Genomic DNA, 23,301 nt, shown 5'->3' on the forward strand with positions numbered 1-23,301 from the left:
CAAGCGGTTTTCCGTCCGGAATTGCGTAGGAACAAAAGTCACGCGATCCCAGTTACTTGCGCCTAATCAGCGACTGCGCGGCGTCGGCGATTGCGGACGGCGCCATTCCGAATTCGTCGAGCAGGAACTCTGCCGAACCGGTCGGGGCGTAGACGCCGGGAACTCCAAGACGTTTCATCGGGACCGGCGCATTGTCGACGACCACTTCGGCGACCGCGGAACCGAGCCCGCCAAAGATCGAATGCTCTTCGGCTGTAACGATTGCTCCGGTCTCCTTCGCCGCGGCGATGATAGCCTCCTCGTCGATCGGACGAACCGTTGCAAGGTTGAGCACCCTGGCATTGATGCCGCGGTCTGCGAGGATTTCGGCAGCCTTCAAAATACGGTGAGTCAAAGTGCCATTGGCGATAAGGGTGACGTCGGAACCCTGGCGAAGCAGATTTGCCTTGCCGAGCTCGAACTTGTGACCCTCCGGAAGCAGATCCGGTACGCCAACGCGAGACAGACGCAGGAAACAGGGCCCGTTGTAGGCCGCGGCCCACTTGACCGCAGCAGCTGTTTCGATGCGGTCACAAGGCGCAATGACCGGAAGATTGGGCAGAACGCGCGTCCAGGCAAAATCCTCGATCGAGTGATGGGTCGGACCAAGTTCGCCATACGCCATTCCGGAAGAAATGCCGACCAGCTTGACGTTGGCATTCGAATACGAAATATCGGCCTTGATCTGCTCCAGCGACCGTCCCGTGAGAAACGGAGCAGCGGCGCACACGAACGGAATACGTCCGCCATTGGCGAGGCCTGCTCCAACCCCCACCATATTCTGCTCGGCGATACCGACATTGACGAGGCGCTCTGCAAACTTCGCCTTGAAGCCACCGAGCTTGGAGGAACCCACAGAGTCGTTGCAGACGGCAACGATCGTTTCGTTTTCGGCGGCCAGCCGCTCAAGCGTGGTGGCGAATGCGTCGCGGCAATCGTAGAGCTTGGGTGCGTTTATTGGCGCGTTCATTACAATGCCTCCGACAATTCTGCCAATGCGATTTCGTATTGTTCCTTACTCGGTACCTTGTGGTGCCAGTCGACCCGGTCCTGCATGAACGATATTCCATGGCCCTTATTGGTATGCGCAACGATGCAATGAGGTCTTGACCCCCGATGTTCGAGAGCCGGAACGATTTCGCTCATGTTGTTGCCGTTGATTTCGCTGACTTCCCAATCGAACGCTTCAAGCTTCGGACGAAGCGGGGCGAGATCATTGGTTTCGGCCAGGGCGGCGCCCTGCTGGAACCTGTTGTGATCGATGACCAAGGTCAAGTTATCGAGCTTGAACTGAGCGGCCGCCATGATCGCTTCCCAGTTTGAGCCCTCCTGCATCTCACCGTCGCCAGTCACGACGTAGGTGTGAAATTTCGCGCCCGAGAGCTTGGCAGCTATCGCCATTCCTACTGCGACCGGGAGACCGTGGCCGAGCGGCCCGGTATTCGTTTCGACGCCAGGAACCTTGTTGCAATTTGGATGCCCGTTCAGCCTCGAATGCGGCTGCAAAAAGGTGGAAATCTCATCCTCCGGGATAAAGCCGCGTTTTGCGAGCGTCACATACAGCGCGCATGCCGTATGCCCCTTTGAAAGAACGAACCTGTCGCGGTCGGGATGTTTGGGCTGATCCGGCCAGACATTCAGCACACGAAAATAGAGAGCCGTCAAAATGTCGATGACCGACATCTCGCCGCCAATGTGGCCGGCGCCCGCTTCAAAGACCGCCTGGAGATCGCGCAATCGGATCTGGCGGGCAATGCGCTCAAGTTCTATCGGATCCATGTCTTCCTCCGTGCATAAATATTCAGTCATCAATATTTTTGCATAACAGGCCGATTAGTCAAGCCCCTTAGGCGGCGCGCGAGAGCACGCGCCAGAAGAAAGCTTATTGACAGCCGGATAGCAAGTTGTTAATGAATTTTCCAGCAGGTGTGAATAATTATTCTGCCGTGCACAAATATCGGATACAAGCCTACGCATAGGGAGGAGCAATGGTGGCGCTCGATATCAATGAACACAGGCTGTCGTCCGGAGCCTGGCTGAGCAAGCTCAAGGGAGCTACCGGCCCACTCGTCGGACTGCTCGCACTGTGCGTCTTTCTGAGCCTCAGCACAGACACGTTTCTTTCGGTTCGAAACGGCCTCAACATTCTCGACCAGATCACTGTTCTCGGCATCATGGCCGTCGGAATGACGTTCGTCATCCTGATCGGCGGCATCGATCTTTCCGTCGGCTCGGCACTTGCTCTGGCCATGATGGTCATGGGCTGGACCGCCAACGTCGCCGGCCTACCGCTGCCCGTTGGGATCGCTTTTGCTCTGGTCGCATCAGGCGTTTCGGGCCTGATCGTCGGACTTCTGGTGACGCAGTTCAGGGTTCCAGCGTTTATTGCCACTCTTGCGATGATGTCTGCGGCTCGCGGCGTTGCAAATATGATCACGGACGGCCAGCAGATCGTCGGATTCCCCGACTGGTTCATGATGCTGGCAATCGATCGCCATTTCGGCGTGTTGACAGCCACCGTGTTTCTCATGCTTGCGGTTGTTCTTGCCGCGTGGCTTTTCCTGCACTTCCGGTCCGAAGGTCGCATGCTCTACGCGGTGGGAGGAAATCCGGAAGTCGCACGCCTGGCCGGTATCAACGTCCCGCTCGTGACGATAGCCGTTTATGTCGTGAGTGCCGTCCTTGCGGGGCTCGCAGGCATCGTGCTCGCCGCGCGGCTGGATTCCGTCCAGCCGTCCAGTGGTCTGGGTTATGAACTGGACACCATCGCTGCGGTCGTCATCGGCGGGACGTCGCTCTCGGGCGGTGCGGGCGGCATCGGGGGAACGCTGATCGGCGTTCTTATCATCGGTGTGCTTCGCAACGGTCTCAACCTTCTCAACGTCTCGCCGTTCCTGCAGCAGGTGATCATCGGCATCGTCATCGTTCTTGCGGTCGGCGCGGAGACCATTCGTCGGCGTCGCGCCTGACCAGCGGGGTCCGCCGCGTCGGCGGACCAGAAATTCCGCCCCAAGAATTTGGGTCGGATCAATACCCCGAGGGGGAGGACATACCCGAGGGTTCCATCAAACAACGGAGGAAAATACAATGAAAATAGCGCGCACCATGCTCGCGTCTGCTGCACTGCTCGGCCTCACGCTCGGCCCCGTACAAGCGGCGGAACTGAAGAAGCTCGGCCTGGCCGTTGCCAACCTTCAGGCAAACTTCTTCAACCAGATCAAGCAATCGGTCGAAGCCGAAGCCAAGAAGCGCGGCATCGAAGTCATCACCGTCGACGCAAAGGGCGACGGGCCGACACAGGTCAATCAGATCCAGGATCTCCTGACCCAGAAAATCGACGCGCTGATCTACATTCCGGCAGGTGCGGCGGCTGCGACCGTTCCGGTCAAACTCGCCAAGAGCGCCGGCATCCCGGTTGTGAACGTGGACCGCAACGCCGCAGGAGCACCCGGCGATACATTCCTTGCAACGGATTCGGTCGCGTCTGCCAAGGCCGTATGCGACTACATTCTGAAGGAAGCCGGCGGCAAGGGGAAGATGGTCATCATCCACGGCCAGAAGGGCACGACGCCGGAAGTCGACCGCTCGAAGGGCTGCGCTGAATCTCTCAAGGCATATCCGGACGTCAAGGTTGTCGCCGAGCAGTTCTCGAACATCTGGAGCCAGGACGAAGGCTTCCAGATCATGCAGAATATGCTGCAGGCAAATCCTGACGTTTCCATCGTGTTCGCACAGGCCGACGGCCTCGCACTTGGCGCCGCGCAGGCGATCAAGGTCGCCAATCCGTCGCAGAAGATCGTGGTTGGCGGCTTCGATGGCGACACCGCGGCTCTCGAAGCGCTCAGCAAGGGCGTCTTCAACGTAACGGCGACACAGCAGACGCAGAAGATGGGCCGCGATGCGGTCGAAAATGCCGCCAAGCTTGTCGCCGGTGAAAAGGTACCCCCGGTACAGCTTATGGATGCCACGCTGACAACCAAGGAAAACGTAGCAGGCTTCATCGCCAACCATCCCTAGCGCATCGGCCCGAAAATCGGAATCGATTTTCGGAAAGCACGATGCGTAGATTCAAAGTGTTAGAGCGTCCTTTGTGCGTCCGAAAGGACGCACGGCGCTCTAATGAAACCGAGGTCTTGAGGAGGTGTGCCGTGACTGATCCAGTTCTTTCCCTGAGGGGCATATCCAAATGGTATGGACCGCTCCAGGTTCTGAAGAATGTCAGCTTGGACGTCCATCCGGGTGAAGTGGTTGCACTTCTCGGTGAAAACGGAGCGGGCAAGTCAACGCTATCGGGCATCATCGCCGGGTCCCGCACACCATCCGAAGGATCAATGACGTGGCTGGGGCAGCCTTATGCCCCGGCCACACCAAGGGAAGCGATCGACAAGGGCGTTGTCCTGATCCATCAGGAGCTGCAGCTTCTGCCGCAGCTGTCGATCGCGGAAAACGTGTTCATCGGACGTTGGCCGATGAAGAACGGCGTCGTCGACCGCGCTCAGATGGTTCGCCGGGCCCAGGACCAGCTCGCTCGCTTGAACCTTCACATACCCGCAACGCGGACAGTCGCCGGCCTTTCCACGGCAAATCAGCAACTCATCGAGATCGCCAAGGCGCTGGCTCTCAACGCAAAGCTCCTGATCCTCGATGAGCCGACAGCCGCCCTTGGCGGAGCGGAGACGGAAGCTCTCTTCGAACAGGTTCGGAAGCTTCGGTCAGAAGGCGTCGGCATCGTCTACATTTCCCACCGTATGGAAGAGATCAAGCAGATAACCGACCGGATCGTCGTTCTTCGTGACGGGGAGCGGGTGCAAGAATTCTCAGACAGCGCGACCCCGGTGCGAACGATTGTCGAGAGCATGGTCGGGCGCCCGCTTGACCGCTTGTTCCCTACCCTGCCGGTTCCGACAGATCGTCCGGTACTCCAGGTGTCCGGGCTGAGCTCGCCGGACAACTCGTTCCGTGAGGTTACCTTCGAGGTTCGGGCCGGGGAAATTCTCGGGATCGCCGGATTGGTCGGCGCCGGCCGCACCGAACTGGTGCGTGCGATTTCGGGAGCAGACCCAATCAGTGCTGGTTCGATCAAGCTGGAAGGCGAGGAACTCAGGCTGCGCGATCCGGCGGACGCGATCGCCAAGGGTATCGTGATGGTTCCGGAAGACCGCAAGGAGCAAGGCCTGATCGTCGGGCACCGGATCAGCGAGAACATTATCTATGCCAATCTTGACAAACTCGGCGGCGGTTGGATCACGCCGCGCGTCAAGCGCTCCTTTGCAGAAAAAGCAGTTGCCAAGTTCGGGGTAAAGGGCCGTGCTGAACAACATGCCTCGGACCTATCCGGCGGCAACCAGCAGAAGGTCGTGATCGCGAAGTGGCTGATGCGCGATCCCAAGGTCGTCGTGCTCGACGAACCTACGAGAGGCATCGACGTCGGCGCCCGAGCGGGCATCTACGACATCATCGTCAATCTTGCCAAACAGGGCGTCGCGGTCATCGTCGTCAGTTCGGACCTCGAAGAGGTTCTCGGAGTCTCCAATCGCATTCTCGTGCTTGCGCAAGGCAAGCAGGCGGGGATTCTCAATCGTGACCAGGCAAATGATGTTTCGGTCATGGAGCTAGCTACCATTTAATCAGACAGAGAAAGGAAGAGCGGTGTCCGACATCACTCTGAACGCCCCGAAGCTTTTCGATCTCAGCGGCCATGTTGCCATCGTTACCGGAGCTGGCAGCGGCATTGGTCAGCGCATTGCCATCGGCCTTGCGCAATGCGGCGCCGACGTGGCGCTGCTCGACCGCCGAACTGACGACGGGCTGGCCAAGACGGCTGAACATATTCGCGCCGCCGGCCGCCGCTCGATCCAGATCGCGGCGGATGTCACGAGCAAATCTTCCCTTGCAGATGCCGTAGCACGTACCGAAACGGATCTCGGCGCGCTGACGCTTGCAGTCAACGCTGCAGGCATCGCTAACGCGAAGCCGGCGGAAGAGATGGAGGAGGACCAATATCAGACGTTGATGGATATCAACCTCAAAGGCATATTCCTTTCCTGCCAGGCCGAGGCCCGCGCCATGCTGAAGAATGGACGCGGCTCCATCGTCAACATCGCTTCCATGTCCGGCGTGATCGTGAACCGGGGGCTGGTCCAAGCCCACTACAATGCCTCCAAGGCGGGCGTCATCCATATGTCGAAGTCTTTGGCCATGGAATGGGTCGACCGCGGCATTCGCGTCAACACCATCTCCCCCGGATACACGGCAACGCCCATGAACACCCGACCGGAGATGGTCCACCAGACCAAGCTCTTCGAAGAGCAGACGCCGATGCAGCGCATGGCAACGGTCGACGAGATGGTCGGTCCGGCGGTGTTCCTGCTGTCGAATGCAGCAAGTTTCGTGACCGGCGTCGATCTTCTCGTCGACGGCGGTTTCTGCTGCTGGTGATGAGAAAGCTCATTGCCGCCGCTGGAAAGTGACCGGTCTCGCTTCCTCCCTAGCTGAGATCGAGGCGCTGAAGGGACTAACGGGCATGACGGCGTGCAATATCGTCGTCTGTCCGCCCTTCGCGCTGATCGAACGGACGGAGGGCGCTCAAGAGTGCCTGAATTCGCGACAACCAGTTGAGCTCCAATAAAGATCGCATGGTAGGTCGCATCGAGATTTGCTGTTTATCGATGGACAAGGAAAGAGCATGAAACGCTTTGAGCAGAAGACCGTCGTCATTACCGGGGGCAGCCGCGGCATCGGCGCCGCCATCGCCAGACGTTTTGCGCGCGAGGGCGCCAATCTCGTCGTCTCGGCCAACGAGGAGCTGGTTCACAGCGTTGCCGAACAGATCCGGGCCGAAGGCGGCAAGGCGGTCTCCTTCATCGGCGACGTCACGGATAAGGCGAGCGTCACCGCCCTCTACGATACCGCCGAAAAGGAATTCGGCTCGGTCGACGTCTCGATCCAGAATGCCGGCGTCATCACCATTGCCCGCCTCGAGGATCTGACCGAAAATGAGTGGGACAAGGTCATGGCCGTCAACACCAAGGGCGTCTTCCTCTGCGCCCAGGAGGCGATATCAAGAATGCGCAAGCACAAGCGCGGCGGTCGCATCATCAACACCGCCTCCGGCCAGGCCCGCGACGGCTTCATCTACACGCCGCATTATGCCGCCTCCAAAATGGGCGTCGTCGGCATCACCCAGAGCCTGGCCAAGGAAGTCGCGACCGAAAAGATCACCGTCAACGCCTTCTGCCCCGGCATCATCGAAACCGACATGTGGGCCTATAACGACCAGGCCTGGGGCAAGCTGCTTGGCAACTACGCCCCCGGCGAACTGATGAAGGAATGGGTCGAGGGCATCCCGATGAAACGGGCAGGCTCCGGCGAAGACGTCGCCGGCCTGGTGACCTTCCTCGCCAGCGATGACGCCGCCTATATCACCGGCCAGACCATCAATGTCGACGGCGGGCTGATCATGTCCTGATGCAGGTCGCCCAAAATGCGCAGTGGTTTTGGGACAACGACATGCATGGAAGGATCAAACCACCAACGAAGCGCGGAAGGCGACATGGTCGTCGCCTCTGAGTGAACAGTGTGTCCATCGGCGTTAGGGCAGCTTTGCATTTTTGCCCGGTCGAGTGACCTTGCCATCCGCCTGTTTTTAATCCTATCTTTGCAATGTTCTCAGGGCGGGGTGAAATTCCCCACCGGCGGTATCAGGAGCAATCCTGGAGCCCGCGAGCGCTTCCGGCACTACAGCGCCGCGTGTCTTTCAGACGCGCAAAGGACGCTGTAGCACTTTGAATTGCTGGAAGGTCAGCAGATCCGGTGAGATGCCGGAGCCGACGGTATAGTCCGGATGGAAGAGGACAACACGGGCAGTCGCACTCCATCCCGGAGTCGGCTGACGTTTGTTCGCCCAAGGGAAGAAGGCTCGCTCACGGATTGAGCCGAGCAGACCATGTCAGCCCGCTGACATAACCCTTGAAAGGCCAGACAGCATGACTATCGCAAGAATTGAAGATGCCATATCAGCCATTGCTCGTGGTGAGATGGTCGTCGTCGTCGATGATCAGGACAGGGAAAACGAGGGCGATATCGTGGTCGCCGCCGACGCCGCCACTGCTGAAACAATCGCCTTCATGATGACCCACGCCCGTGGTCTCATCTGCGTCGCCATCGAAGGCGAGCGTCTCGATGCGCTCGATATCCCGCTGATGGTGCCCAACAATACGGAATCGCACAAAACCGCCTTCACGGTCTCGGTCGATTATCTCAAGGGCACCACGACCGGCATCTCGGCAGCCGACCGCGCCGCCACCGTCAGCGCCCTGGTTGACGACCGCGCAAAACCCGCCGATTTCGCCCGCCCCGGCCACATCTTTCCGCTGCGCGCCAACCCCCGCGGCGTGCTCGGCCGTCCTGGCCACACCGAAGCCGCCGTCGATCTCGCCCGCCTCGCCGGCAAGACCGCAGCCGGCGTCATCTGCGAAGTCGCCAATGACGACGGAACCATGTCCCGCCTCCCCGAACTCACCCTTTTCGCCAAACGCCATAACCTCCTCCTCGTCACCATCGAGGATCTGGTCGCCTATCTCGAACGCCAGGCGGAAAGAGACATACGCGAAGTCGCATGATCCGCGCAAAGCGGCCAGCCCGTCCTTCGAGGCTCCCGCGGGGCATCTCAGGATGAGGCTGGAGGGAGGGCGTGCCAAGCCCCACGGCACACCGACCAGCCCTCATCCTGAGGTGCGCAGGCCAAAGGCCGGAGCCTCGAAGGACGAGGGCGGGTGGCTGAGTCGCAGACGCGCACGGCCGGTTGCCACAGCACACCCCATTTCCTGCCCCTATGTCCGGCTGATCGAAACCCCACCATCCGCCAGCATCGCCGTGCCGGTCACGAAGCTCGACATGTCGGAGGCAAGGAAGAGCGCCGCATTGGCGATCTCTTCGGGTTGCGCCATGCGTTTCAGCGCATGCAGTCCCTCGACGAAGGCGAGCACTTCCGGCGTGGCATCAGGCGCGTTGGTGATGCTGGCGGGTGTGTCGGTGCCGCCGGGAAGCAGCGCGTTGACGCGGATGTTCTGCCTCCCGAGTTCGGCGGCGAGCACCTGCACGAAGCCGATCAGCCCCGCCTTGCTCGCCGCATAGGCGGCCATACCAGGCATGCCGGCGGTGTGGCCGACGAAAGTCGAGGTGAAGATCAGCGATCCGCCGCGGTTTCCGATCGCCGCCGACTGGTGCTTGGCGCCGAGAAAGGCGGCGGTGAGATTGGTCTCGATCGTCTCGCGCCAACCCTCCAGCGACAGGCCGGCAACCGGCCCCATCTCACCGAGGATGCCGGCATTGTTGAAGGCGATATCGAGCCCGCCGAAGCGCGAGACCGCCGTTTCGGTAAGCCTTGCCTGCAGCGCCTCGTCCCTGACATCGCCTGATATGGCGACGGCCTGTCCGCCCTCCGCCTCGATTTCCGCGATGACGGCATCGAGCGCATCCTGCCGCCGGCCGGTGACCACGAGCTTGGCGCCTTGCCGCGCAAAGAGTTTCGCCGCCGCGCGACCGATGCCGGAGCTTGCGCCGGTGATGATTGCGATCTTGTCGTTGAGAAGTGTCATATCGGTCTCTCCTGGGGTTGTTGCGAGATCTGAGATGCTCAAACATCAGGCGATGCAGCCACCCGTTTCCCGCGCAGGAAGAGAAAAACGCCTATGGCCGAACCGGAAGCTCGACGGCGCGTCCTCATCGACGCCTTGATTGCGACGTCGGAAATATCGGAATTCATCTTTATAAAACGGGGATTTGCGGAAACCTGCATCCACGCTTACGTTGACGTGGACGCCATTGTGCACCGCATCATCGATTTATGCTTTGTGTGACATTCATCCGATTCCCTTCATGCATCTTCGCGACTAAAAGGAGCGCACAGGTAACGGGAATCTCTTCATGCCGCGGTCACGCAACACTGAGGGCGCCATCTATATGAGCTTGGCAATGGCCGGCTTTTCCGCGAGCGACGCTCTGTCCAAATCGGTCATCGCCCACATGAACGCCGGCGAAATCATGTTCCTGCGCGGCCTCTTCACCAGCCTGCTCGTTTATCTGATCGCCTGGAAAATGGGCGCGCTTCGCTCCTGGCGCATCATGCTGCAGCCGATGATCATCTTCAGGATCATCTGCGAGACGCTCTCTGCCGTCACCTATATCACCGCGCTCGGCATGATGCCGATCGCCAATGCCTCGGCGATCCTGCAGTCGCTGCCGTTGGTCGTCACCTTCGGTGCGGCGCTCTTCTTCTGCGAGCCGGTTGGTTGGCGGCGCTGGTCGGCGATCCTCGTCGGGCTCGTCGGCGTGCTGATTATCATCCGCCCCGGCCCTGATGGATTCACCGCCGCCGCCCTCCTCTGCGTCGCCGCGGTGCTGACGACGGCTGGCCGCGATCTCGCCACTCGGAGCATCAGTCCGGAAATCCCCTCGCTGATGATAACCGTCATCACCGCCATATCAGCCTCATTCTTCGGTGCGCTGCTCATTCCGGTGCTCGGCGGCTGGCAGCCGGTCAGCGCCGCAGCACTTGGGCATCTCGTGCTCGCCTCGGTGCTGGTGCTCGTCGGCTACCAATCGGTCATCCTCGCCATGCGCACCGGCGAAATCTCTTTCGTCGCGCCGTTCCGCTATACCAGCCTGATCTTCTCTTCTGTGCTCGGCTTCTTTTTCTTCGCCGAAGTGCCTGACAACTGGACGCTCGTGGGGGCTGCGATCGTCATCGCCTCCGGCCTCTATACGTTCTATCGTGAGGCCAAGCGCCGTGTGTCGCCGATTGCGCAGGAATCCGCGCCGCGCGCGCCGGTTTGAGGAAGAATGATGGCTGAATTCTCGTTGGATAAATCTCATATAGCAGGCGTCGTGCTGGCCGGCGGCCGTTCGCAGCGCATGGGCCGCGACAAGGCGGGCGTGATGCTTGGGGCCGAGAGCCTGCTGCGCCATGTGCTGACCCGCCTCTCGCAGCAGGCTTTGCCCGTTGCCGTCAATGCCGATGCCGTCGCCGAGGACGTGCCTGTCGTTCCCGACTGTTTTCGCGGCAAGGCCGGACCAATGGCCGGCATCCATGCGGCGATGGTTTATGCCGCCGGCCTTCCCTCAATCACCCACGTCGTCACGGTCTCGGTCGACTGCCCATTCTTCCCGACCGATCTCGTCGCCCGGCTGGCGGCGGCGGTCGGGCACCCGTCGCAGATCGCCATTGCCACCTCCGAGGGCCGCAGCCATCCCGTCTTCGGGCTTTGGCCGGTGACGCTGGCCGCCGATCTCGAAGCCTGGATCGCCACCGACGAGAAGCGCCGCGTGCGCGACTTCCTGTTACGGCATGACGTTGCGGAAGTGGCGTTCCCGCTGCATCCGACCCGCGCCAGCCTGCTCGATCCCTTTTTCAACATCAACACGCCTGATGATCTCGTCGAGGCGGAACGCTGGCTGGAGGCCCTCCGCGCATGACCGCACCGAAAATCTTCGGCATCGCCGGCTGGAAGAACTCGGGCAAGACAGGCCTCGCCGTCCGGCTGGTCACGGAATTCACCCGCCGCGGCTACAAGATCTCGACGATCAAGCACGCCCATCATGATTTCGACATCGACAAGGTCGGGGCGGACAGCTACCGCCACCGCCAAGCCGGTGCCCATGAGGTCACCATCGTCTCCGGCACCCGCTACGCCATCATGCACGAGCTGCGCGGTGCCCCCGAACCTGAATTCGAGGAGATCCTCGCCCGTCTCGCCCCTTGCGATCTCGTGTTGATCGAGGGCTACAAACGCGAGCCGATCCCGAAGATCGAGGCCCGCCGCCTGGAGGCTGCCAATCGCGAGCCGCTGGCGCCGAGCGATCCCCATATCTGCGCCGTCGCCGCCGATCATACCGTCACGGATACGGCCCTGCCGGTCTTCGATCTAGACGACACAGGCGCCATCGCCGATTTCATCGCCGACATCGTCGGCCTTGGACAGGCGAGGCTTTGAACCACCTGCGTCGCCACCGGATCTGCGAATCGGAACCGTTTCGCTTGCCATCGCCTTGGCGATTTCCTTAGCGAGCTGAGCCTGATCATAAGGCTTTCCCAATCTCGGAAGGTCGACATCGGTGCCAGAGGGAAGATCGGCATAACCGGTCGCCAGCACGATCGGCAACGCCGGACGAATGTCCCGCGCGGCCTGGGCGAGCTGTGCGCCGGTCATGCCGGGCATCGAATAGTCGGTGATGACAAGATCGAAATGCTCGCCGCTCCTGATCAGTTCCAGCGCCTGCGAGCCGGTATTTGCTTCGACAACCTCGTGGCCGAGATCTTCAAGCATGTCGACCGAACTCATGGCAATCAAGGCGTCGTCATCGACCAGAAGGATCTTCAGTCTGGATGCGGCTTGCTCAACAACCACCTCCGACTCGGTCGGCGCCTCGGTTCGCCAGGCCGTCGCCGGAAGCCACAATTCCGCGGTCGTCCCCACCCCAAGCTCACTTGTCAGACGAAGTGCGCCATTGAGCTGAACGGCAAGTCCATGGATCATCGATAAGCCCAGACCCGTGCCCTTTCCGAGTTCCTTGGTCGAGAAAAACGGATCGACTGCCTTCTTCAGGGTCTCCGCGTCCATGCCGGTGCCGCAGTCGACCACTGCCAAGACAAGATAGGGCCCTTCGCCGAGATCACCCTTATCGCCGGCAACCTTTTCCTCGCGCAGCGAGATGGACAGCGTCCCTCCGTCCGGCATCGCATCGCGGGCATTGACTGCAAGGTTGAGCAGCGCCAATTCGAGTTGGTTCGCATCAACCAGGGCCGGCGGTAGACTTGTCGGCAGATTGGTTTCGATGCTGATCGAGGATCCGACTGAGCGCCGCAGCAGATCATTCATGCCGGAGACCAGCTCGGACAGATTGACGGGCTTGACCTGCAGATCCTGCTGCCTGGCAAAAGCCAGCAGCCGTTGCGTCAGAGCAGCTCCGCGCCGCGCGCCCTGAATTGCCCCGTCAACCAGACGCGTCGCCTTGGCATCTCCGGCAACGTGCTTGCCGAGCAATTCCAGATTTCCAAGAACGACCATCAGCAAATTGTTGAAGTCGTGGGCGACGCCGCCGGTCAACTGGCCGATTGCCTCCATTTTCTGCGATTGGCGTAGCTGCTCCTCGGCTTTTTCTCGCTGGGCGGCTTCTTCGAGCAGGGTCTGGTGAGCGACGTTGACCTCTTTGGTCCGTTCCCTCACACGTTCTTCGAGGTTTTCATTGAGCCGCCTCAGATTTTCCTCGATGGTCTTGCGGGCGGTGGTATCGGAACAGACGCCGACGAGTTTCCTGGCGGAACCATATCTGTCGGCATAAAGCTGCGCATGGACCTCGGTCCAATGCAGTGATCCATCCGGCCAGATCGTCCTGTGCTCGATCGAATAGTCGCGTCCGGTATCAATCGTCCGGCGCAGGCGTTGCAGCACAAGATCCCGGTCGTCGGGGTGGATGCTTGCGATGAGGTCGTCGCGTGTGACATCCTCATCCGGACTGCGGCCGAAAACTGCTTTGCAGGTGGCCGAGGCTGATAAGGCCATCGAGGATAGCTCCAGCTCCCACGCCCCAAGACGACCGGCTGCAAGCGCCGTCTGCAGCCGTCGCTCGCCCTCGGCCAAAGCCTCGAGCTGAGCTCGAGCCTCATATTGGCGCAGGCGCCCTTTTAACGCGGTCCGCGCAATACTGATGAAGGAGGTCGCATGGAACGGTCTTTCCAGGAAAGTGACGTTGCCGAGAACCTCGGAAAGCCTGGCAGCGGCCGGATTTCGTTCAGGCCCGCCACCGCGCGTGGTGAGCACGATGAACGGTAGATCGGACCAGCTGGGCTGGGCGGAGACCCAGGCGGCAATCGGCTTCAAATCGCTCCAGCGAACGGCCTCTTCGGTCAGCACGCCAAGTGCGATGTCATCTTGCAGTGAAGAGGCAAAGACATTCAGGTCGGCAGCCGCAATCGATGATAGGCCGGCTTCGTCGATTAGCGATACCGCCACCTGGGCATCGCGTCCGGTGGGAGCATAGATCAATGCTTTCGGCTTTACGGAATTAGGAATTGCCGCGATCCCCGCCATCAGTCGATAGGAGCGGCTCTGCGCCGGTGACAAATTCGGGAACGCCGCGAAGCACACCTTGGAACCCGACCAGAGGATCCCCGAACGTCAGCCCGGAACTGTCGATACGATACTCTCGGATTGTATCCTCATGCAGCCCAGTTCTTTTCTTGATCACGGAGACCGCTCGCCGCACCCTCCCCGCAGCCTCGAAGTAGCGCAGCAGTATGACTGTGTCCGCAAGATAGGTCACGTCGACAGGCGCCTTCATATCGCCGACAAGTCCATGCTGTGCAACGGTAAGGAAGGTATTGGCGCCTTGCCTGTTCAAATATTGAAGCAACTCATGCATATGAAGGATCAGCGAATTTTCATCCGGCATCGATGCTTGATAGCCGTTGATGCTATCGATGATGACGGTCTTGGCATTCGACTTGTCCACGCACTCGCGCACGCGATGCGCGAATTCACCTGGTGACAGTTCAGCGGCGTCGAGCTGTTCGATGTGAATTAGACCGCTGCTCCTTAGCGTCTCGAGATCTATTCCGAGCGCCTTGAGCCGCGTAAAAAGCAGGCCAAGCTCTTCGTCGAAGATGAAGGCCGCCGCTCTCTCGCCACGCGCAACCGCCGCGACCAAGAATTGAAACGAGAAAGTACTCTTGCCGGTACCGGATGGACCGAGGATAAGCGTACTGGAACCTCTCTCCAACCCTCCGCCTAATAGAAGGTCCAGTTCCGGAATATTTGAGGATAACTCGTCGCGGACATAGCTCGACCGATGTTCGGCGGCGACGAGACGTGGAAAGACAACGACGCCGCCGGTTTGAATGGTGAAATCGTGGAAACCGCCGCGGAAGGCTTGCCCACGGTATTTCGTGATCCTGAGCCGCCGGCGCTCGGCACCATAGCTCGGCGCCATCTCCTCGAGATGGATGACCCCGTGCACGACGCTATGCACCGTTTTATCAAGCACGTCGGACGTCAGATCATCGAGCAAAAGGACTGTCGCCCCCTGCCGGGCAAAATAGTGTTTGAGCGCAAGGATCTGGCGGCGGTAGCGCAGCGAGCTTTGAGCTAGAAGCCTTATCTCCGACAGGCTGTCGAGAACCACGCGACTTGGTTTAATCCGCTCGAAAGCGGCAAAGATCTCCTTTGTCGTCTCTCCGAGTTCTAGGTCTGATGAATAAAGCAGGCTCTGCTGCTGGTCGGCATCCAGCAGGCTTTCCGGAGGCACGACTTCGAAGACCTCGATATTGCCGTCGATCACCATGCCGTGCGATGCGGCACCGGCACGGAGTTCACTCTCGGTTTCGGAAAGGGTGATGTAGAGCCCCTGCTCGCCGAGCCGCGCACCCTCGATCAGGAACTGCAGCGCAATCGTTGTCTTGCCCGCCCCCGGATTTCCCTCCAGGAGAAACACGTGCCCTGGCGAAAGGCCCCCTGCCAGAATTGTGTCCAAACCGGACACTCCGGTCCGTGCTTTCATGGCAGGCACAGCAGTATTCATTCATTGTTTCCTTCATTTTATACCGTGAATTAGTGGCGGCCGAAGGAATGTCAAATGGTCAAGCGCGTATGATCCCGACGTGCTGATCCGGGGCTGGGGTCGGCGATCTAACCCCGATAGCGAAGCGCATCGACGACAAGGGCGAATGCCGGCGACGTATGCCGGCGGCTCGGATAGTAGAGATGGTAGCCGGAAAATGGTGGGCACCAATCTTCGAGGACTCGCACCAGCCGCCCTTCGGCGAGATGTGCCTCGACCAAGTCCTCCGGCATATAGGCCAGCCCAAGACTAGCCAGCACTGCATTCAGCCGCAGGGCTATATTGTTGAAAACCAACTGTCCTTCGACCCGAACCCTGAGTTCGCGCCCGGCCTTCTCGAACTCCCATGCATAAACGCTTCCATAGGTCGGCAGGCGCAGATTGATGCAATTGTGATCCGTAAGGTCCTGCGGCGTCAGCGGCTTCGGCCTGGTGTCGAAATAGGTGGGAGCGCCGACCACGGCCATGCGCATGTCGGGGCCGATGCGCACCGCGATCATGTCTTTCGCCACCTGTTCTCCAAGCCGCACCCCCGCATCGTAACGCTCGGCGACGATGTCAGTCAGACCGTAGTCGACGATGATCTCGACATTGACATCAGGATAATGGGGCAAGAGCTGTTCCAAGGCGGGCCAGAGGACGGCATCGGCCGCATGCTCGCCGGCATTGATGCGGACGGTGCCTGCCGGCTTCTCCCGGAATGCGCTCAAGGCAGCCAGCTCGCTCTCGATCTCGTCGAGCCGCGGCCCGATGGAGACGAGCAGACGTTCGCCGGCCTCCGTCGGCGAGACGCTACGCGTCGTGCGTGTCAGCAATCGCAGTCCAAGCCGCTCCTCGAGCCCTCGAATGGTGTGGCTCAGCGCCGATTGTGAAACACCGAGCTTGCCCGCCGCTTTGGTGAAGCTTTGAGCGCGCGCGACGGCGAGGAAGGCGATGAGGTCATTGACGACGGGGCGCGGCATTTATGAAACTTTCTCATGGGTTCTTGCCGTTTATACCAACTAATCGCGGCCAAGCGCACGCGCTAAATATCCTGTCATCTCAGGCGGACCTGTCCTGCCCAGGCGCGGACCTGTCCCGCCCAGGCGGACGCGTCCGGCTGGACTGACCGGGCCGCCCCGACATTGGAAAGGAAGATAAAAATGGAGATCAAGCGAAGTGGTTCGCAGCCTTCGGCCAAAGGACCGGCCGATTGGTTTACCGGCAGCGTGCGTGTCGACCCGCTGTTTGCCGCTACCAACCCCGCACGAGCGGCTGGCGCCAGCGTTACCTTCGAGCCCGGAGCCCGCACCGCCTGGCACACGCATCCGCTCGGCCAGACGCTGATCGTCACATCGGGTTGCGGTCGCGTGCAGCGCGAAGGCGGTCCCGTCGAGGAAATCCGCGCCGGCGACGTCGTCTCGTTCGCACCGGCTGAACGCCATTGGCACGGCGCATCGCCGACGACGGCAATGACCCATATCGCCATCCAGGAACAGCTCGATGGCAAGGTCGTCGACTGGATGGAGCATGTCACCGACACGCAATACCAAGGTTAGAAAAGGAAACATCTATGCAGAAGCGTGAACTTGGAAAGAGTGGACTTCAAGTCTCAGCCATCGGTCTCGGCTGCATGGGGCTGAGTTATGGCTATGGAGCGGCGACGGACATTTCGGAGGCCATCGCGCTGATCCGCCGCGCGTTCGAACGCGGCGTGACCTTCTTCGACACGGCCGAGGCCTATGGTCCCTATAAGAATGAGGAGCTTCTGGGAGAGGCGCTCGCGCCCTTCCGCGAGGAGGTGGTAATCGCTACGAAATTCGGTTTCAACTTCGATACCAATGGCGGCCAGAGCGGCATGAACAGCCGGCCCGAGCAGATCCGCGCGGTGGCCGACCAGGCGCTGAAGCGTTTGAAGACCGATGTCATCGATCTCTTATACCAGCATCGCGTCGATCCCGATGTTCCGATCGAGGATGTCGCCGGCACGGTCAAGGCGCTGATCGCGGAAGGCAAGGTCAGGCATTTCGGCCTCTCGGAAGCGGGCGCCCAGACGATCCGCCGCGCCCATGCGGTCCAGCCGGTGGCGGCGTTGCAGAGCGAATATTCGCTGTGGTGGCGCGAACCGGAGCAGGAAATCCTGCCGACGCTTGAAGAACTCGGCATCGGTTTCGTGCCCTTCAGCCCTCTCGGAAAGGGCTTTCTGACTGGCGCGATCAGCGAAACGACCACCTTCGACAGCAAGGATTTCCGCAACGTCGTGCCGCGCTTTTCTCAGGAGGCGCGAAAGGCCAACCAGGCACTCGTCGATCGTCTCGGAGAAATCGCCGCCCGCAAAAAGGCAACCTCCGCCCAAGTGGCTCTCGCATGGCTGCTGGCGCAAAAACCCTGGATCGTGCCGATCCCCGGCACAACCAAGCTGCACCGCCTCGAGGAGAACATCCAGGCCGCTGAAGTCGAACTGACGGCCGACGATCTTGCCAGCATCGAAAGCGCGCTCGCAACGATCAAGGTAGAGGGCGATCGTTATCCCGCGCACCTGCAGGCAAGGGTCAATCGCTGAGAAGCGGCCAACGGGCGGCGACGTCTCATCCGAACACCAGAAGAAATGCGGCCGCAGTCGTTTGCGGCCGCTTCTTCATCAATCGCGTCATTTCCTTGGCGCGGGCGCGTTCTCGTGAAAAGCCGGTATCGCCTCGAGCTTTGCGACGATCTCCGCGATATTAGGCCATTGCGTGAGATCGAGCCCCAAGCGCCTCGCGCTGATCGCCTGCGGGAAGAGGAAGATATCGGCAATACTCGGGCGGTCTCCGACAACGAAAGCTCCTTGCCTGCGGCCGGCGATCATCGTCTCGACCGCACCCATGCCCTCACCGACCCAGTGACGGCTCCAGGCGGCGATGGCATCGGCGTCTGCTTGGAAGGCTGTTTTGAGATGCAGGCCGATCCGCGGCGGCAACAGCGCGTGGATCTCGGCTGCGATCGCAAGAGCGATCGACCGCGCCAGGGCCCTGCCCTCCGCCGTGTCGGGCAGCAGCCGCGGTTCAGGCTTTATCTCATCGAGATACTCGACGATAGCCAGCGACTGGGTGAGCAGAACGCCGCTATCCGTCAGCAAGGCGGGCACGAGCCCCTGCGGATTGACACTGCGATATCCGGCCTGCCGGCTCTCGGAATTTTCGCCGAGGATGGTAACCGGCAGCGCTTCGGCCGTCAGTCCTTTCAGGGCGAGTGCGATGCGGACTCGAGATGTCGCCGAGGAAATTTCGTTCTGATAGAGTTTCATTGTCTTTCTCCCTGGTGATCTAAAAGAGCAGTTGGAGCGGCGGCCACTCCCCTGAGGATGAAGCTGTGGATGCCGCCGTCACGAGGCCGGCAAGCGGCGACGGCTCCCGTGAGCTTACATCGTAGATGCAGGGCGCTGCGAAAATCGTCGCCCCGAGAATGCAGATGATCATCAGTCTCATTGGTTCCTCCATCGACGAGGCCCGGCCGGCCTCGTCATGTTTCCTTTTGGCGATCGATCCCATCTGTCAGGCAATGCTCAATTCGACATTGATATTGTCGCGGGTTGCTTTCGAATAGGGGCAGGTGCGGTGCGCTTCATCCACAAGCGCCCTTGCCAGATCCGCTTCGATACCCGGCAGGCTGACCTTGAGGCGGGCCTGCAGGAAATAGTCGCCGTCGGTCGCCCCGAGATCGACCTCGGTGTCGACGGCAAGATTTGCGGGAAGCCTGATCTTCTGCTTAGCCGCAGCAATGCCGATCGCGCCGATGAAGCAGGCAGACCAGCCCGCGGCGAAAAGCTGTTCGGGATTGGTGCCGGCACGGTTGCTGCCCGGAGGCGAAAGCTTGATATCAAGCTGGCCGTCGTCGCTATGCGACGCGCCGTCGCGCCCGCCTGTCGTGTGGGTCTTGCCGGTATAGAGAACCTTGTCGATCTTTGTCATGGAACACTCCTTGTGTTGCGTCGCTGCACGCGACTGGCCGCGATGCGCGGCCGGGTTGACGGAGTGTGGTTTGACCGACGGATATATCCGCCATGTTTCCGAAAACGCCCGAAATGTCACAAAGCGTAGCATGTGATATCGAGGACATCTTCGTATACAAAACATCTCGAAATTTCGCGGCGCGCGCCGATGTCAGCGGATGGTGACTTCCGCCGCCAGTCCGCCACCGACGCGATTATAGAGCCGGAGCGACCCATCGATCTTGACCGTCAGCTGCTGAGCGATCGCAAGACCGAGACCCGTGCCGCCGGTTTCCCGGTTGCGGGATTGCTCCAACCGGAAGAAAGGCTGCATGGCAGCCTCGAGCATATCGTCGGGGATTCCAGGCCCGCGGTCCATGACAGTGATGATGATATCGTTTTCTGGGCTGCGCTCGACGCCGATCTCGGCGGCGCCGGCAAACTTCAGCGCATTGTCGATGAAGTTGGAGAGGATGCGGCGAAGAGCATGCGGCTTGGTAAAGGCCGCCCCCTGAACCGGGCCGACGACCGTGACGGCCTTTCCAGTGTCCTGATAGTCGTAGGCTATGCTGTCGATGAACGAGGCGAGATCGATGCGGGCACTCTTTTCGCCGTTGCCATGTGCGCTGCGTGCATAGGCAATGCCGTCCTGAACGAGACGCTGGATCTCACCGAGATCCTGTACCAGCTTGTCTTTCTCAGGCGAATTCTCTGCCATGTCGGCGCGCAGCCGCATGCGGGTGATCGGCGTCTGCAGGTCATGCGAGATTGCCGCCAGGATCTGGACGCGTTCTTCGAGGTAATGCGCGATCCTCTCCCGCATCGCGTTGAACGCCCTTGCTGCATGCGCGACCTCGCTCGGCCCCGCCTCACTCAAAGCCGGGCCATCCTTGTTCGGGTCAAGCGCATCGGCGGCGGCCGCAAGTTCGCCGAGCGGCCGGATCGCCTGACGAACCGCAAACCAGGTGCAGAGGATGAGCAGAGCCATCTGGACAATGAAGACATAGGGCAGCCACGCGGCGATCGGCATGACGCCCTTCGGCGTGACGTCGATCGTCAAGGGGCTTCCGTCGCTCAGCGTTAGATGTGCCTGCAATCGGTTCACATCGCCAGGAATCCGTTCGATCCGGATCGGAAAGCGGTGCCCGATGGCCTCCTCGATCTTTCCTGAGATTTCCGCCCCCTTGCTTGACGTGTCAGACACGCCGGGAAGGCCGGGTCCGAGCACGAAACGGTAATTGCCGCGGCTCAGCCGGTCGAGCAGGTCGCCGCGCTCACTTGGCGGAAGCCGATCGAGAACGGCAATCGATGTTGCCACGTCATTTTCCAGCGTGCCGAGCATCACCGCCTTGGCCGACATGTACCGCTCCATATAGAGCACACTGAAGGACAGACCGTAGGCGAAGGCCAGTCCGATCAGCAGGATCAGGAAGATCCGCGACCGCAATGTGCTCGGCCACGTCAGGCCCGAACGCAAGGGGATTGCCGCCTTCATTGGCGCGGCTCCGATATTTCGACCGGAACCGAAAATACATAGCCTTCGCTGCGCACCGTCTTGATATAGGTCGGTTCGCGCGCATCGTCGCCCAGCCGCTGACGCAGGCGGCTGACCAGAAGATCGATCGAGCGATCGAAGAGATCGGCGTCGCGGCCCTGTGTCAGGCTCAGAAGCTGGTCGCGATTGAGCACACGCTGCGGATGGTCGATGAACACGCGGAGCAGACGGTATTCGGCGCCGCTCAGCGCGATCGCGGTCCCTTCCCTGTCGAGAAGGTGCCGCGCGACCGTATCGAGCCGCCAGTCACCGAAAGTCAGCAACTGTCCGGCCTCGCTGATCTGCAGGTTGGGCGGCAGCATCCGCGTGCGCCGCAGCACTGCCTTGATGCGGGCAAGAAGCTCACGCGCAGCAAAGGGTTTGGGAAGATAGTCGTCGGCGCCCATTTCCAGCCCGAGGATCCTGTCCATCTCGTCGGTGCGGGCCGTCAGCATCAGGATCGGGATCGCCTTGTGCCGGCCGGCGCGCAGTTCGCGGCACAGCACCAGCCCGTCGTCACCGGGCATCATCACGTCGAGCACGATCAGGTCGACGGCATTGGCGTCGACAAAACTGCGCATCTGCCGCCCGTCGGCAGCAACGCTCGTACGCAGGCCGTTCTTCTGCAGGTATCCCGATACCAGCTCGCGGATTTCGCGATCGTCATCGACGATCAGGATGTGATCGACATGATCCATATTTCCCTATTCCTTATCGATAGAAGCGGCCGCGCCGGTCGCTTCGTTCCCGACCAAAGCGACAGACGCGACCTACGCACATTCCGCCGGCCGGAGCAACGAGGCTCTGCAACCGGCATCGTCGACCTAGAAACGATCGACGTCTATGACCGCCTGCGCAAAAGCCTGCGGCGCTTCCTGAGGCAGATTGTGGCCGATGCCGCCGCCGATCGTGCGATGCTCGTATTTGCCGGAGAATTTTCCGGCATAAGCGGAAGGCTCCGGATGCGGCGCACCGTTTGCATCGCCCTCCATAGTGATCGTCGGCACCGAAATGATGGGCGTTGTGGCAAGCGTCGTCTCGTAGGCATCATACTTGGCCTCTCCTTCGGCAAGCCCGAGGCGCCAGCGGTAATTGTGAATGACGATCGCGGCGTGGTCTGGATTGTCGAAGGCGGCGGCCGATCTGTCGAATGTCGCATCGTCGAAGTTCCACTTCGGCGATGCCGTTTGCCAGATAAGCTTTGCGAAATCATGGGTGTTACTCTCGTATCCCTTACGACCGCGTTCGGTGGCGAAATAGAACTGGTACCACCAGGCAAGTTCGGCTTTCGGCGGAAGCGGCTTCTTGTTGGCCTCCTGGCTGCCGATCAGGTAGCCGCTCACCGATACCATCGCCTTGCAGCGCTCGGGCCAGAGCGCCGCCATGATGTTGGCGGTCCGCCCGCCCCAGTCGTAACCGGCAATGACAGCCTTCTCGATATCCAGCGCATCGAGCAGCGCGATCATATCGGCGGCGAGCGCTGACGGCTGGCCGTTACGCGGCGTCTGGTCGTCCAGGAAGCGGGTTGTCCCGTAACCGCGCAGATAAGGCACAATCACCCTGTAGCCGGCCGAAGCAAGCAGCGGCGCGACATCGACGAAACTATAGATGTCATAGGGCCAGCCATGCAGCAGCAATACGACCGGGGCATCCGCCTTTCCCGCCTCGGCATAACCGATATCGAGCACGCCTGCCTTGACCTGTTTCAGCGCTTCAAAGGACGTGTTGGTTCCAGGCTTTATAGCTGGCACCGATGCGGCAGTCGCAGGCGACTGGGCTGCGGCCGTGCCGGTCACACCGAATTCGACGGCCGAAAGGGCGATTGCCGTCATGCCGAAGAAACGGCGGCGGTGATGGTTGATTTGCTCTGACATCGGTCTCTCCTGTCGAATGGATTACGGTGCTGATATGCCGTTGCGCTTGTGTCCCCCATATGTCGCAAACCGTCGGTTTTGAATGCTGATGTAGCTTCCGGCCATCGGGATACATTCTGTTACAATCGCGCCGACGGAGTAAAGCATCGCACCGCCAGCAGCCATTTCGCCGCGGCCCACCGCCGGGACGGCAGTTTGTATCGCTTTGTATCGTTCATGCCTCATTGCAATAGTTCGGTACATTTCCCCGCCAAACCCGACATATCGGGGATACGTCCGCCCGGCCATAT

Annotated in this window: 24 protein-coding genes and 1 riboswitch; of the genes, 12 read left to right on the plus strand and 12 right to left on the minus strand. The window is 60.6% G+C overall.

What is annotated here, in order from left to right:
* Positions 1–52: 52 nt before the first annotated feature.
* Positions 53–1,009, minus strand: coding sequence for a transketolase family protein (locus tag V8P77_RS15270; RefSeq protein ID WP_335913200.1), 957 nt, complete (start codon positions 1,007–1,009; stop codon positions 53–55).
* The gene (locus V8P77_RS15275; RefSeq protein WP_130700409.1) at positions 1,009–1,818 is read right to left on the minus strand and encodes a transketolase; all 810 of its coding nucleotides are present in this window, start codon (positions 1,816–1,818) and stop codon (positions 1,009–1,011) included. Before V8P77_RS15275 ends, V8P77_RS15270 begins: the two co-directional genes overlap by 1 nt.
* Before the next feature lie 209 nt (positions 1,819–2,027).
* Here V8P77_RS15275 and V8P77_RS15280 point away from each other — a divergent pair, with 209 nt between their 5' ends.
* The 6 genes from V8P77_RS15280 to ribB all read left to right on the plus strand — a co-directional run bounded on the left by V8P77_RS15280 (position 2,028) and on the right by ribB (position 8,660).
* The gene (locus V8P77_RS15280) at positions 2,028–3,008 is read left to right on the plus strand and encodes an ABC transporter permease (protein WP_168323753.1); all 981 of its coding nucleotides are present in this window, start codon (positions 2,028–2,030) and stop codon (positions 3,006–3,008) included.
* 118 nt (positions 3,009–3,126) lie between these two features.
* A complete protein-coding gene (locus tag V8P77_RS15285) occupies positions 3,127–4,056 on the plus strand; it encodes a sugar ABC transporter substrate-binding protein (protein ID WP_335913201.1) in 930 nt (309 codons plus the stop codon).
* A 131-nt stretch (positions 4,057–4,187) separates the two neighbouring features.
* A complete protein-coding gene (locus V8P77_RS15290; protein WP_335913202.1) occupies positions 4,188–5,666 on the plus strand; it encodes a sugar ABC transporter ATP-binding protein in 1,479 nt (492 codons plus the stop codon).
* Positions 5,667–5,688: 22 nt separating this feature from the next.
* The gene (locus tag V8P77_RS15295) at positions 5,689–6,477 is read left to right on the plus strand and encodes an SDR family oxidoreductase (protein ID WP_335913203.1); all 789 of its coding nucleotides are present in this window, start codon (positions 5,689–5,691) and stop codon (positions 6,475–6,477) included.
* A 247-nt stretch (positions 6,478–6,724) separates the two neighbouring features.
* Positions 6,725–7,507 carry a glucose 1-dehydrogenase gene (locus tag V8P77_RS15300; protein ID WP_335913204.1) on the plus strand — a complete coding sequence of 261 codons (783 nt, stop codon included), beginning with the start codon at positions 6,725–6,727 and terminating at the stop codon, positions 7,505–7,507.
* Positions 7,508–7,699: 192 nt separating this feature from the next.
* Positions 7,700–7,898: riboswitch (FMN riboswitch) on the plus strand.
* 126 nt (positions 7,899–8,024) lie between these two features.
* The gene (gene ribB / locus V8P77_RS15305; protein ID WP_335913205.1) at positions 8,025–8,660 is read left to right on the plus strand and encodes a 3,4-dihydroxy-2-butanone-4-phosphate synthase; all 636 of its coding nucleotides are present in this window, start codon (positions 8,025–8,027) and stop codon (positions 8,658–8,660) included.
* A gap of 210 nt (positions 8,661–8,870) precedes the next feature.
* Here ribB and V8P77_RS15310 read toward each other — a convergent pair whose 3' ends face one another.
* Positions 8,871–9,638 (minus strand): SDR family oxidoreductase, encoded by a 768-nt coding sequence (locus tag V8P77_RS15310; protein ID WP_335913206.1) that lies wholly within the window; start codon positions 9,636–9,638, stop codon positions 8,871–8,873.
* A gap of 93 nt (positions 9,639–9,731) precedes the next feature.
* On the opposite strand from V8P77_RS15310, the gene V8P77_RS15315 reads away from it, so the two are divergent.
* The 4 genes from V8P77_RS15315 (at position 9,732) to mobB (ending at position 12,032) form a co-directional block, all read left to right on the plus strand.
* Entirely contained in the window at positions 9,732–9,899 is a 168-nt protein-coding gene (locus tag V8P77_RS15315; protein WP_335913207.1) for a hypothetical protein, read from the plus strand.
* A gap of 67 nt (positions 9,900–9,966) precedes the next feature.
* Positions 9,967–10,875 (plus strand): DMT family transporter, encoded by a 909-nt coding sequence (locus tag V8P77_RS15320; RefSeq protein ID WP_335913208.1) that lies wholly within the window; start codon positions 9,967–9,969, stop codon positions 10,873–10,875.
* Positions 10,876–10,884: 9 nt separating this feature from the next.
* Complete coding sequence (mobA, locus tag V8P77_RS15325) at positions 10,885–11,514, plus strand: molybdenum cofactor guanylyltransferase MobA (protein ID WP_335913209.1); 630 nt, start codon at positions 10,885–10,887, stop codon at positions 11,512–11,514.
* Positions 11,511–12,032, plus strand: coding sequence for a molybdopterin-guanine dinucleotide biosynthesis protein B (gene mobB, locus V8P77_RS15330; protein ID WP_335913210.1), 522 nt, complete (start codon positions 11,511–11,513; stop codon positions 12,030–12,032). The genes mobA and mobB overlap by 4 nt, the downstream gene beginning before the upstream one ends.
* Here mobB and V8P77_RS15335 read toward each other — a convergent pair.
* The 3 genes from V8P77_RS15335 to V8P77_RS15345 form a co-directional block, all read right to left on the minus strand.
* Positions 11,964–14,129: an ATP-binding protein gene (locus tag V8P77_RS15335; protein WP_335913435.1), complete on the minus strand. Its 2,166-nt coding sequence runs from the start codon at positions 14,127–14,129 to the stop codon at positions 11,964–11,966. The two genes, mobB and V8P77_RS15335, sit on opposite strands and share 69 nt — an antisense overlap.
* A complete protein-coding gene (locus V8P77_RS15340; RefSeq protein WP_335913211.1) occupies positions 14,104–15,615 on the minus strand; it encodes an ATPase domain-containing protein in 1,512 nt (503 codons plus the stop codon). Before V8P77_RS15340 ends, V8P77_RS15335 begins: the two co-directional genes overlap by 26 nt.
* Before the next feature lie 107 nt (positions 15,616–15,722).
* On the minus strand, positions 15,723–16,616 hold the full coding sequence (locus tag V8P77_RS15345) for a LysR family transcriptional regulator (RefSeq protein WP_335913212.1): 894 nt from the start codon (positions 16,614–16,616) through the stop codon (positions 15,723–15,725).
* Positions 16,617–16,796: 180 nt separating this feature from the next.
* On the opposite strand from V8P77_RS15345, the gene V8P77_RS15350 reads away from it, so the two are divergent.
* Together V8P77_RS15350 and V8P77_RS15355 are read left to right on the plus strand one after the other, a co-directional pair.
* Positions 16,797–17,192 (plus strand): (R)-mandelonitrile lyase, encoded by a 396-nt coding sequence (locus V8P77_RS15350; RefSeq protein ID WP_335913213.1) that lies wholly within the window; start codon positions 16,797–16,799, stop codon positions 17,190–17,192.
* A gap of 14 nt (positions 17,193–17,206) precedes the next feature.
* Positions 17,207–18,196 carry an aldo/keto reductase gene (locus V8P77_RS15355; protein WP_335913214.1) on the plus strand — a complete coding sequence of 330 codons (990 nt, stop codon included), beginning with the start codon at positions 17,207–17,209 and terminating at the stop codon, positions 18,194–18,196.
* A gap of 87 nt (positions 18,197–18,283) precedes the next feature.
* Here V8P77_RS15355 and maiA read toward each other — a convergent pair whose 3' ends face one another.
* From maiA to V8P77_RS15385, 6 genes are all read right to left on the minus strand, one after another.
* On the minus strand, positions 18,284–18,919 hold the full coding sequence (maiA, locus tag V8P77_RS15360) for a maleylacetoacetate isomerase (protein ID WP_335913215.1): 636 nt from the start codon (positions 18,917–18,919) through the stop codon (positions 18,284–18,286).
* A gap of 19 nt (positions 18,920–18,938) precedes the next feature.
* The gene (locus V8P77_RS15365) at positions 18,939–19,100 is read right to left on the minus strand and encodes a hypothetical protein (RefSeq protein ID WP_335913216.1); all 162 of its coding nucleotides are present in this window, start codon (positions 19,098–19,100) and stop codon (positions 18,939–18,941) included.
* A 66-nt stretch (positions 19,101–19,166) separates the two neighbouring features.
* The gene (locus tag V8P77_RS15370; protein WP_335913217.1) at positions 19,167–19,583 is read right to left on the minus strand and encodes an organic hydroperoxide resistance protein; all 417 of its coding nucleotides are present in this window, start codon (positions 19,581–19,583) and stop codon (positions 19,167–19,169) included.
* Between the two features lie 192 nt (positions 19,584–19,775).
* Positions 19,776–21,098: an ATP-binding protein gene (locus V8P77_RS15375; RefSeq protein WP_335913218.1), complete on the minus strand. Its 1,323-nt coding sequence runs from the start codon at positions 21,096–21,098 to the stop codon at positions 19,776–19,778.
* A complete protein-coding gene (locus tag V8P77_RS15380; RefSeq protein WP_018068635.1) occupies positions 21,095–21,835 on the minus strand; it encodes a response regulator in 741 nt (246 codons plus the stop codon). Before V8P77_RS15380 ends, V8P77_RS15375 begins: the two co-directional genes overlap by 4 nt.
* Positions 21,836–21,961: 126 nt before the next feature.
* A complete protein-coding gene (locus V8P77_RS15385; protein WP_335913219.1) occupies positions 21,962–23,011 on the minus strand; it encodes an alpha/beta fold hydrolase in 1,050 nt (349 codons plus the stop codon).
* Positions 23,012–23,301 lie beyond the last annotated feature (290 nt).

Origin of the sequence: Rhizobium aouanii, from assembly GCF_037002925.1 — a bacterium.
Taxonomy (GTDB): Bacteria; Pseudomonadota; Alphaproteobacteria; order Rhizobiales; family Rhizobiaceae; genus Rhizobium; species Rhizobium aouanii.

Excerpts from the sequence above, each read along its gene's own strand:
- V8P77_RS15270 (WP_335913200.1), bottom strand. The coding sequence starts at position 1,009 with ATGAACGCGCCAATAAACGCACCCAAGCTCTACGATTGCCGCGACGCA.
- V8P77_RS15275 (WP_130700409.1), bottom strand. The coding sequence starts at position 1,818 with ATGGATCCGATAGAACTTGAGCGCATTGCCCGCCAGATCCGATTGCGC.
- V8P77_RS15280 (WP_168323753.1), top strand. The coding sequence starts at position 2,028 with ATGGTGGCGCTCGATATCAATGAACACAGGCTGTCGTCCGGAGCCTGG.
- V8P77_RS15285 (WP_335913201.1), top strand. The coding sequence starts at position 3,127 with ATGAAAATAGCGCGCACCATGCTCGCGTCTGCTGCACTGCTCGGCCTC.
- V8P77_RS15300 (WP_335913204.1), top strand. The coding sequence starts at position 6,725 with ATGAAACGCTTTGAGCAGAAGACCGTCGTCATTACCGGGGGCAGCCGC.
- ribB (WP_335913205.1), top strand. The coding sequence starts at position 8,025 with ATGACTATCGCAAGAATTGAAGATGCCATATCAGCCATTGCTCGTGGT.
- V8P77_RS15310 (WP_335913206.1), bottom strand. The coding sequence starts at position 9,638 with ATGACACTTCTCAACGACAAGATCGCAATCATCACCGGCGCAAGCTCC.
- V8P77_RS15315 (WP_335913207.1), top strand. The coding sequence starts at position 9,732 with ATGGCCGAACCGGAAGCTCGACGGCGCGTCCTCATCGACGCCTTGATT.
- V8P77_RS15320 (WP_335913208.1), top strand. The coding sequence starts at position 9,967 with ATGCCGCGGTCACGCAACACTGAGGGCGCCATCTATATGAGCTTGGCA.
- mobA (WP_335913209.1), top strand. The coding sequence starts at position 10,885 with ATGGCTGAATTCTCGTTGGATAAATCTCATATAGCAGGCGTCGTGCTG.
- mobB (WP_335913210.1), top strand. The coding sequence starts at position 11,511 with ATGACCGCACCGAAAATCTTCGGCATCGCCGGCTGGAAGAACTCGGGC.
- V8P77_RS15335 (WP_335913435.1), bottom strand. The coding sequence starts at position 14,129 with ATGGCGGGGATCGCGGCAATTCCTAATTCCGTAAAGCCGAAAGCATTG.
- V8P77_RS15340 (WP_335913211.1), bottom strand. The coding sequence starts at position 15,615 with ATGAATACTGCTGTGCCTGCCATGAAAGCACGGACCGGAGTGTCCGGT.
- V8P77_RS15345 (WP_335913212.1), bottom strand. The coding sequence starts at position 16,616 with ATGCCGCGCCCCGTCGTCAATGACCTCATCGCCTTCCTCGCCGTCGCG.
- V8P77_RS15350 (WP_335913213.1), top strand. The coding sequence starts at position 16,797 with ATGGAGATCAAGCGAAGTGGTTCGCAGCCTTCGGCCAAAGGACCGGCC.
- V8P77_RS15355 (WP_335913214.1), top strand. The coding sequence starts at position 17,207 with ATGCAGAAGCGTGAACTTGGAAAGAGTGGACTTCAAGTCTCAGCCATC.
- maiA (WP_335913215.1), bottom strand. The coding sequence starts at position 18,919 with ATGAAACTCTATCAGAACGAAATTTCCTCGGCGACATCTCGAGTCCGC.
- V8P77_RS15365 (WP_335913216.1), bottom strand. The coding sequence starts at position 19,100 with ATGAGACTGATGATCATCTGCATTCTCGGGGCGACGATTTTCGCAGCG.
- V8P77_RS15370 (WP_335913217.1), bottom strand. The coding sequence starts at position 19,583 with ATGACAAAGATCGACAAGGTTCTCTATACCGGCAAGACCCACACGACA.
- V8P77_RS15375 (WP_335913218.1), bottom strand. The coding sequence starts at position 21,098 with ATGAAGGCGGCAATCCCCTTGCGTTCGGGCCTGACGTGGCCGAGCACA.
- V8P77_RS15380 (WP_018068635.1), bottom strand. The coding sequence starts at position 21,835 with ATGGATCATGTCGATCACATCCTGATCGTCGATGACGATCGCGAAATC.
- V8P77_RS15385 (WP_335913219.1), bottom strand. The coding sequence starts at position 23,011 with ATGTCAGAGCAAATCAACCATCACCGCCGCCGTTTCTTCGGCATGACG.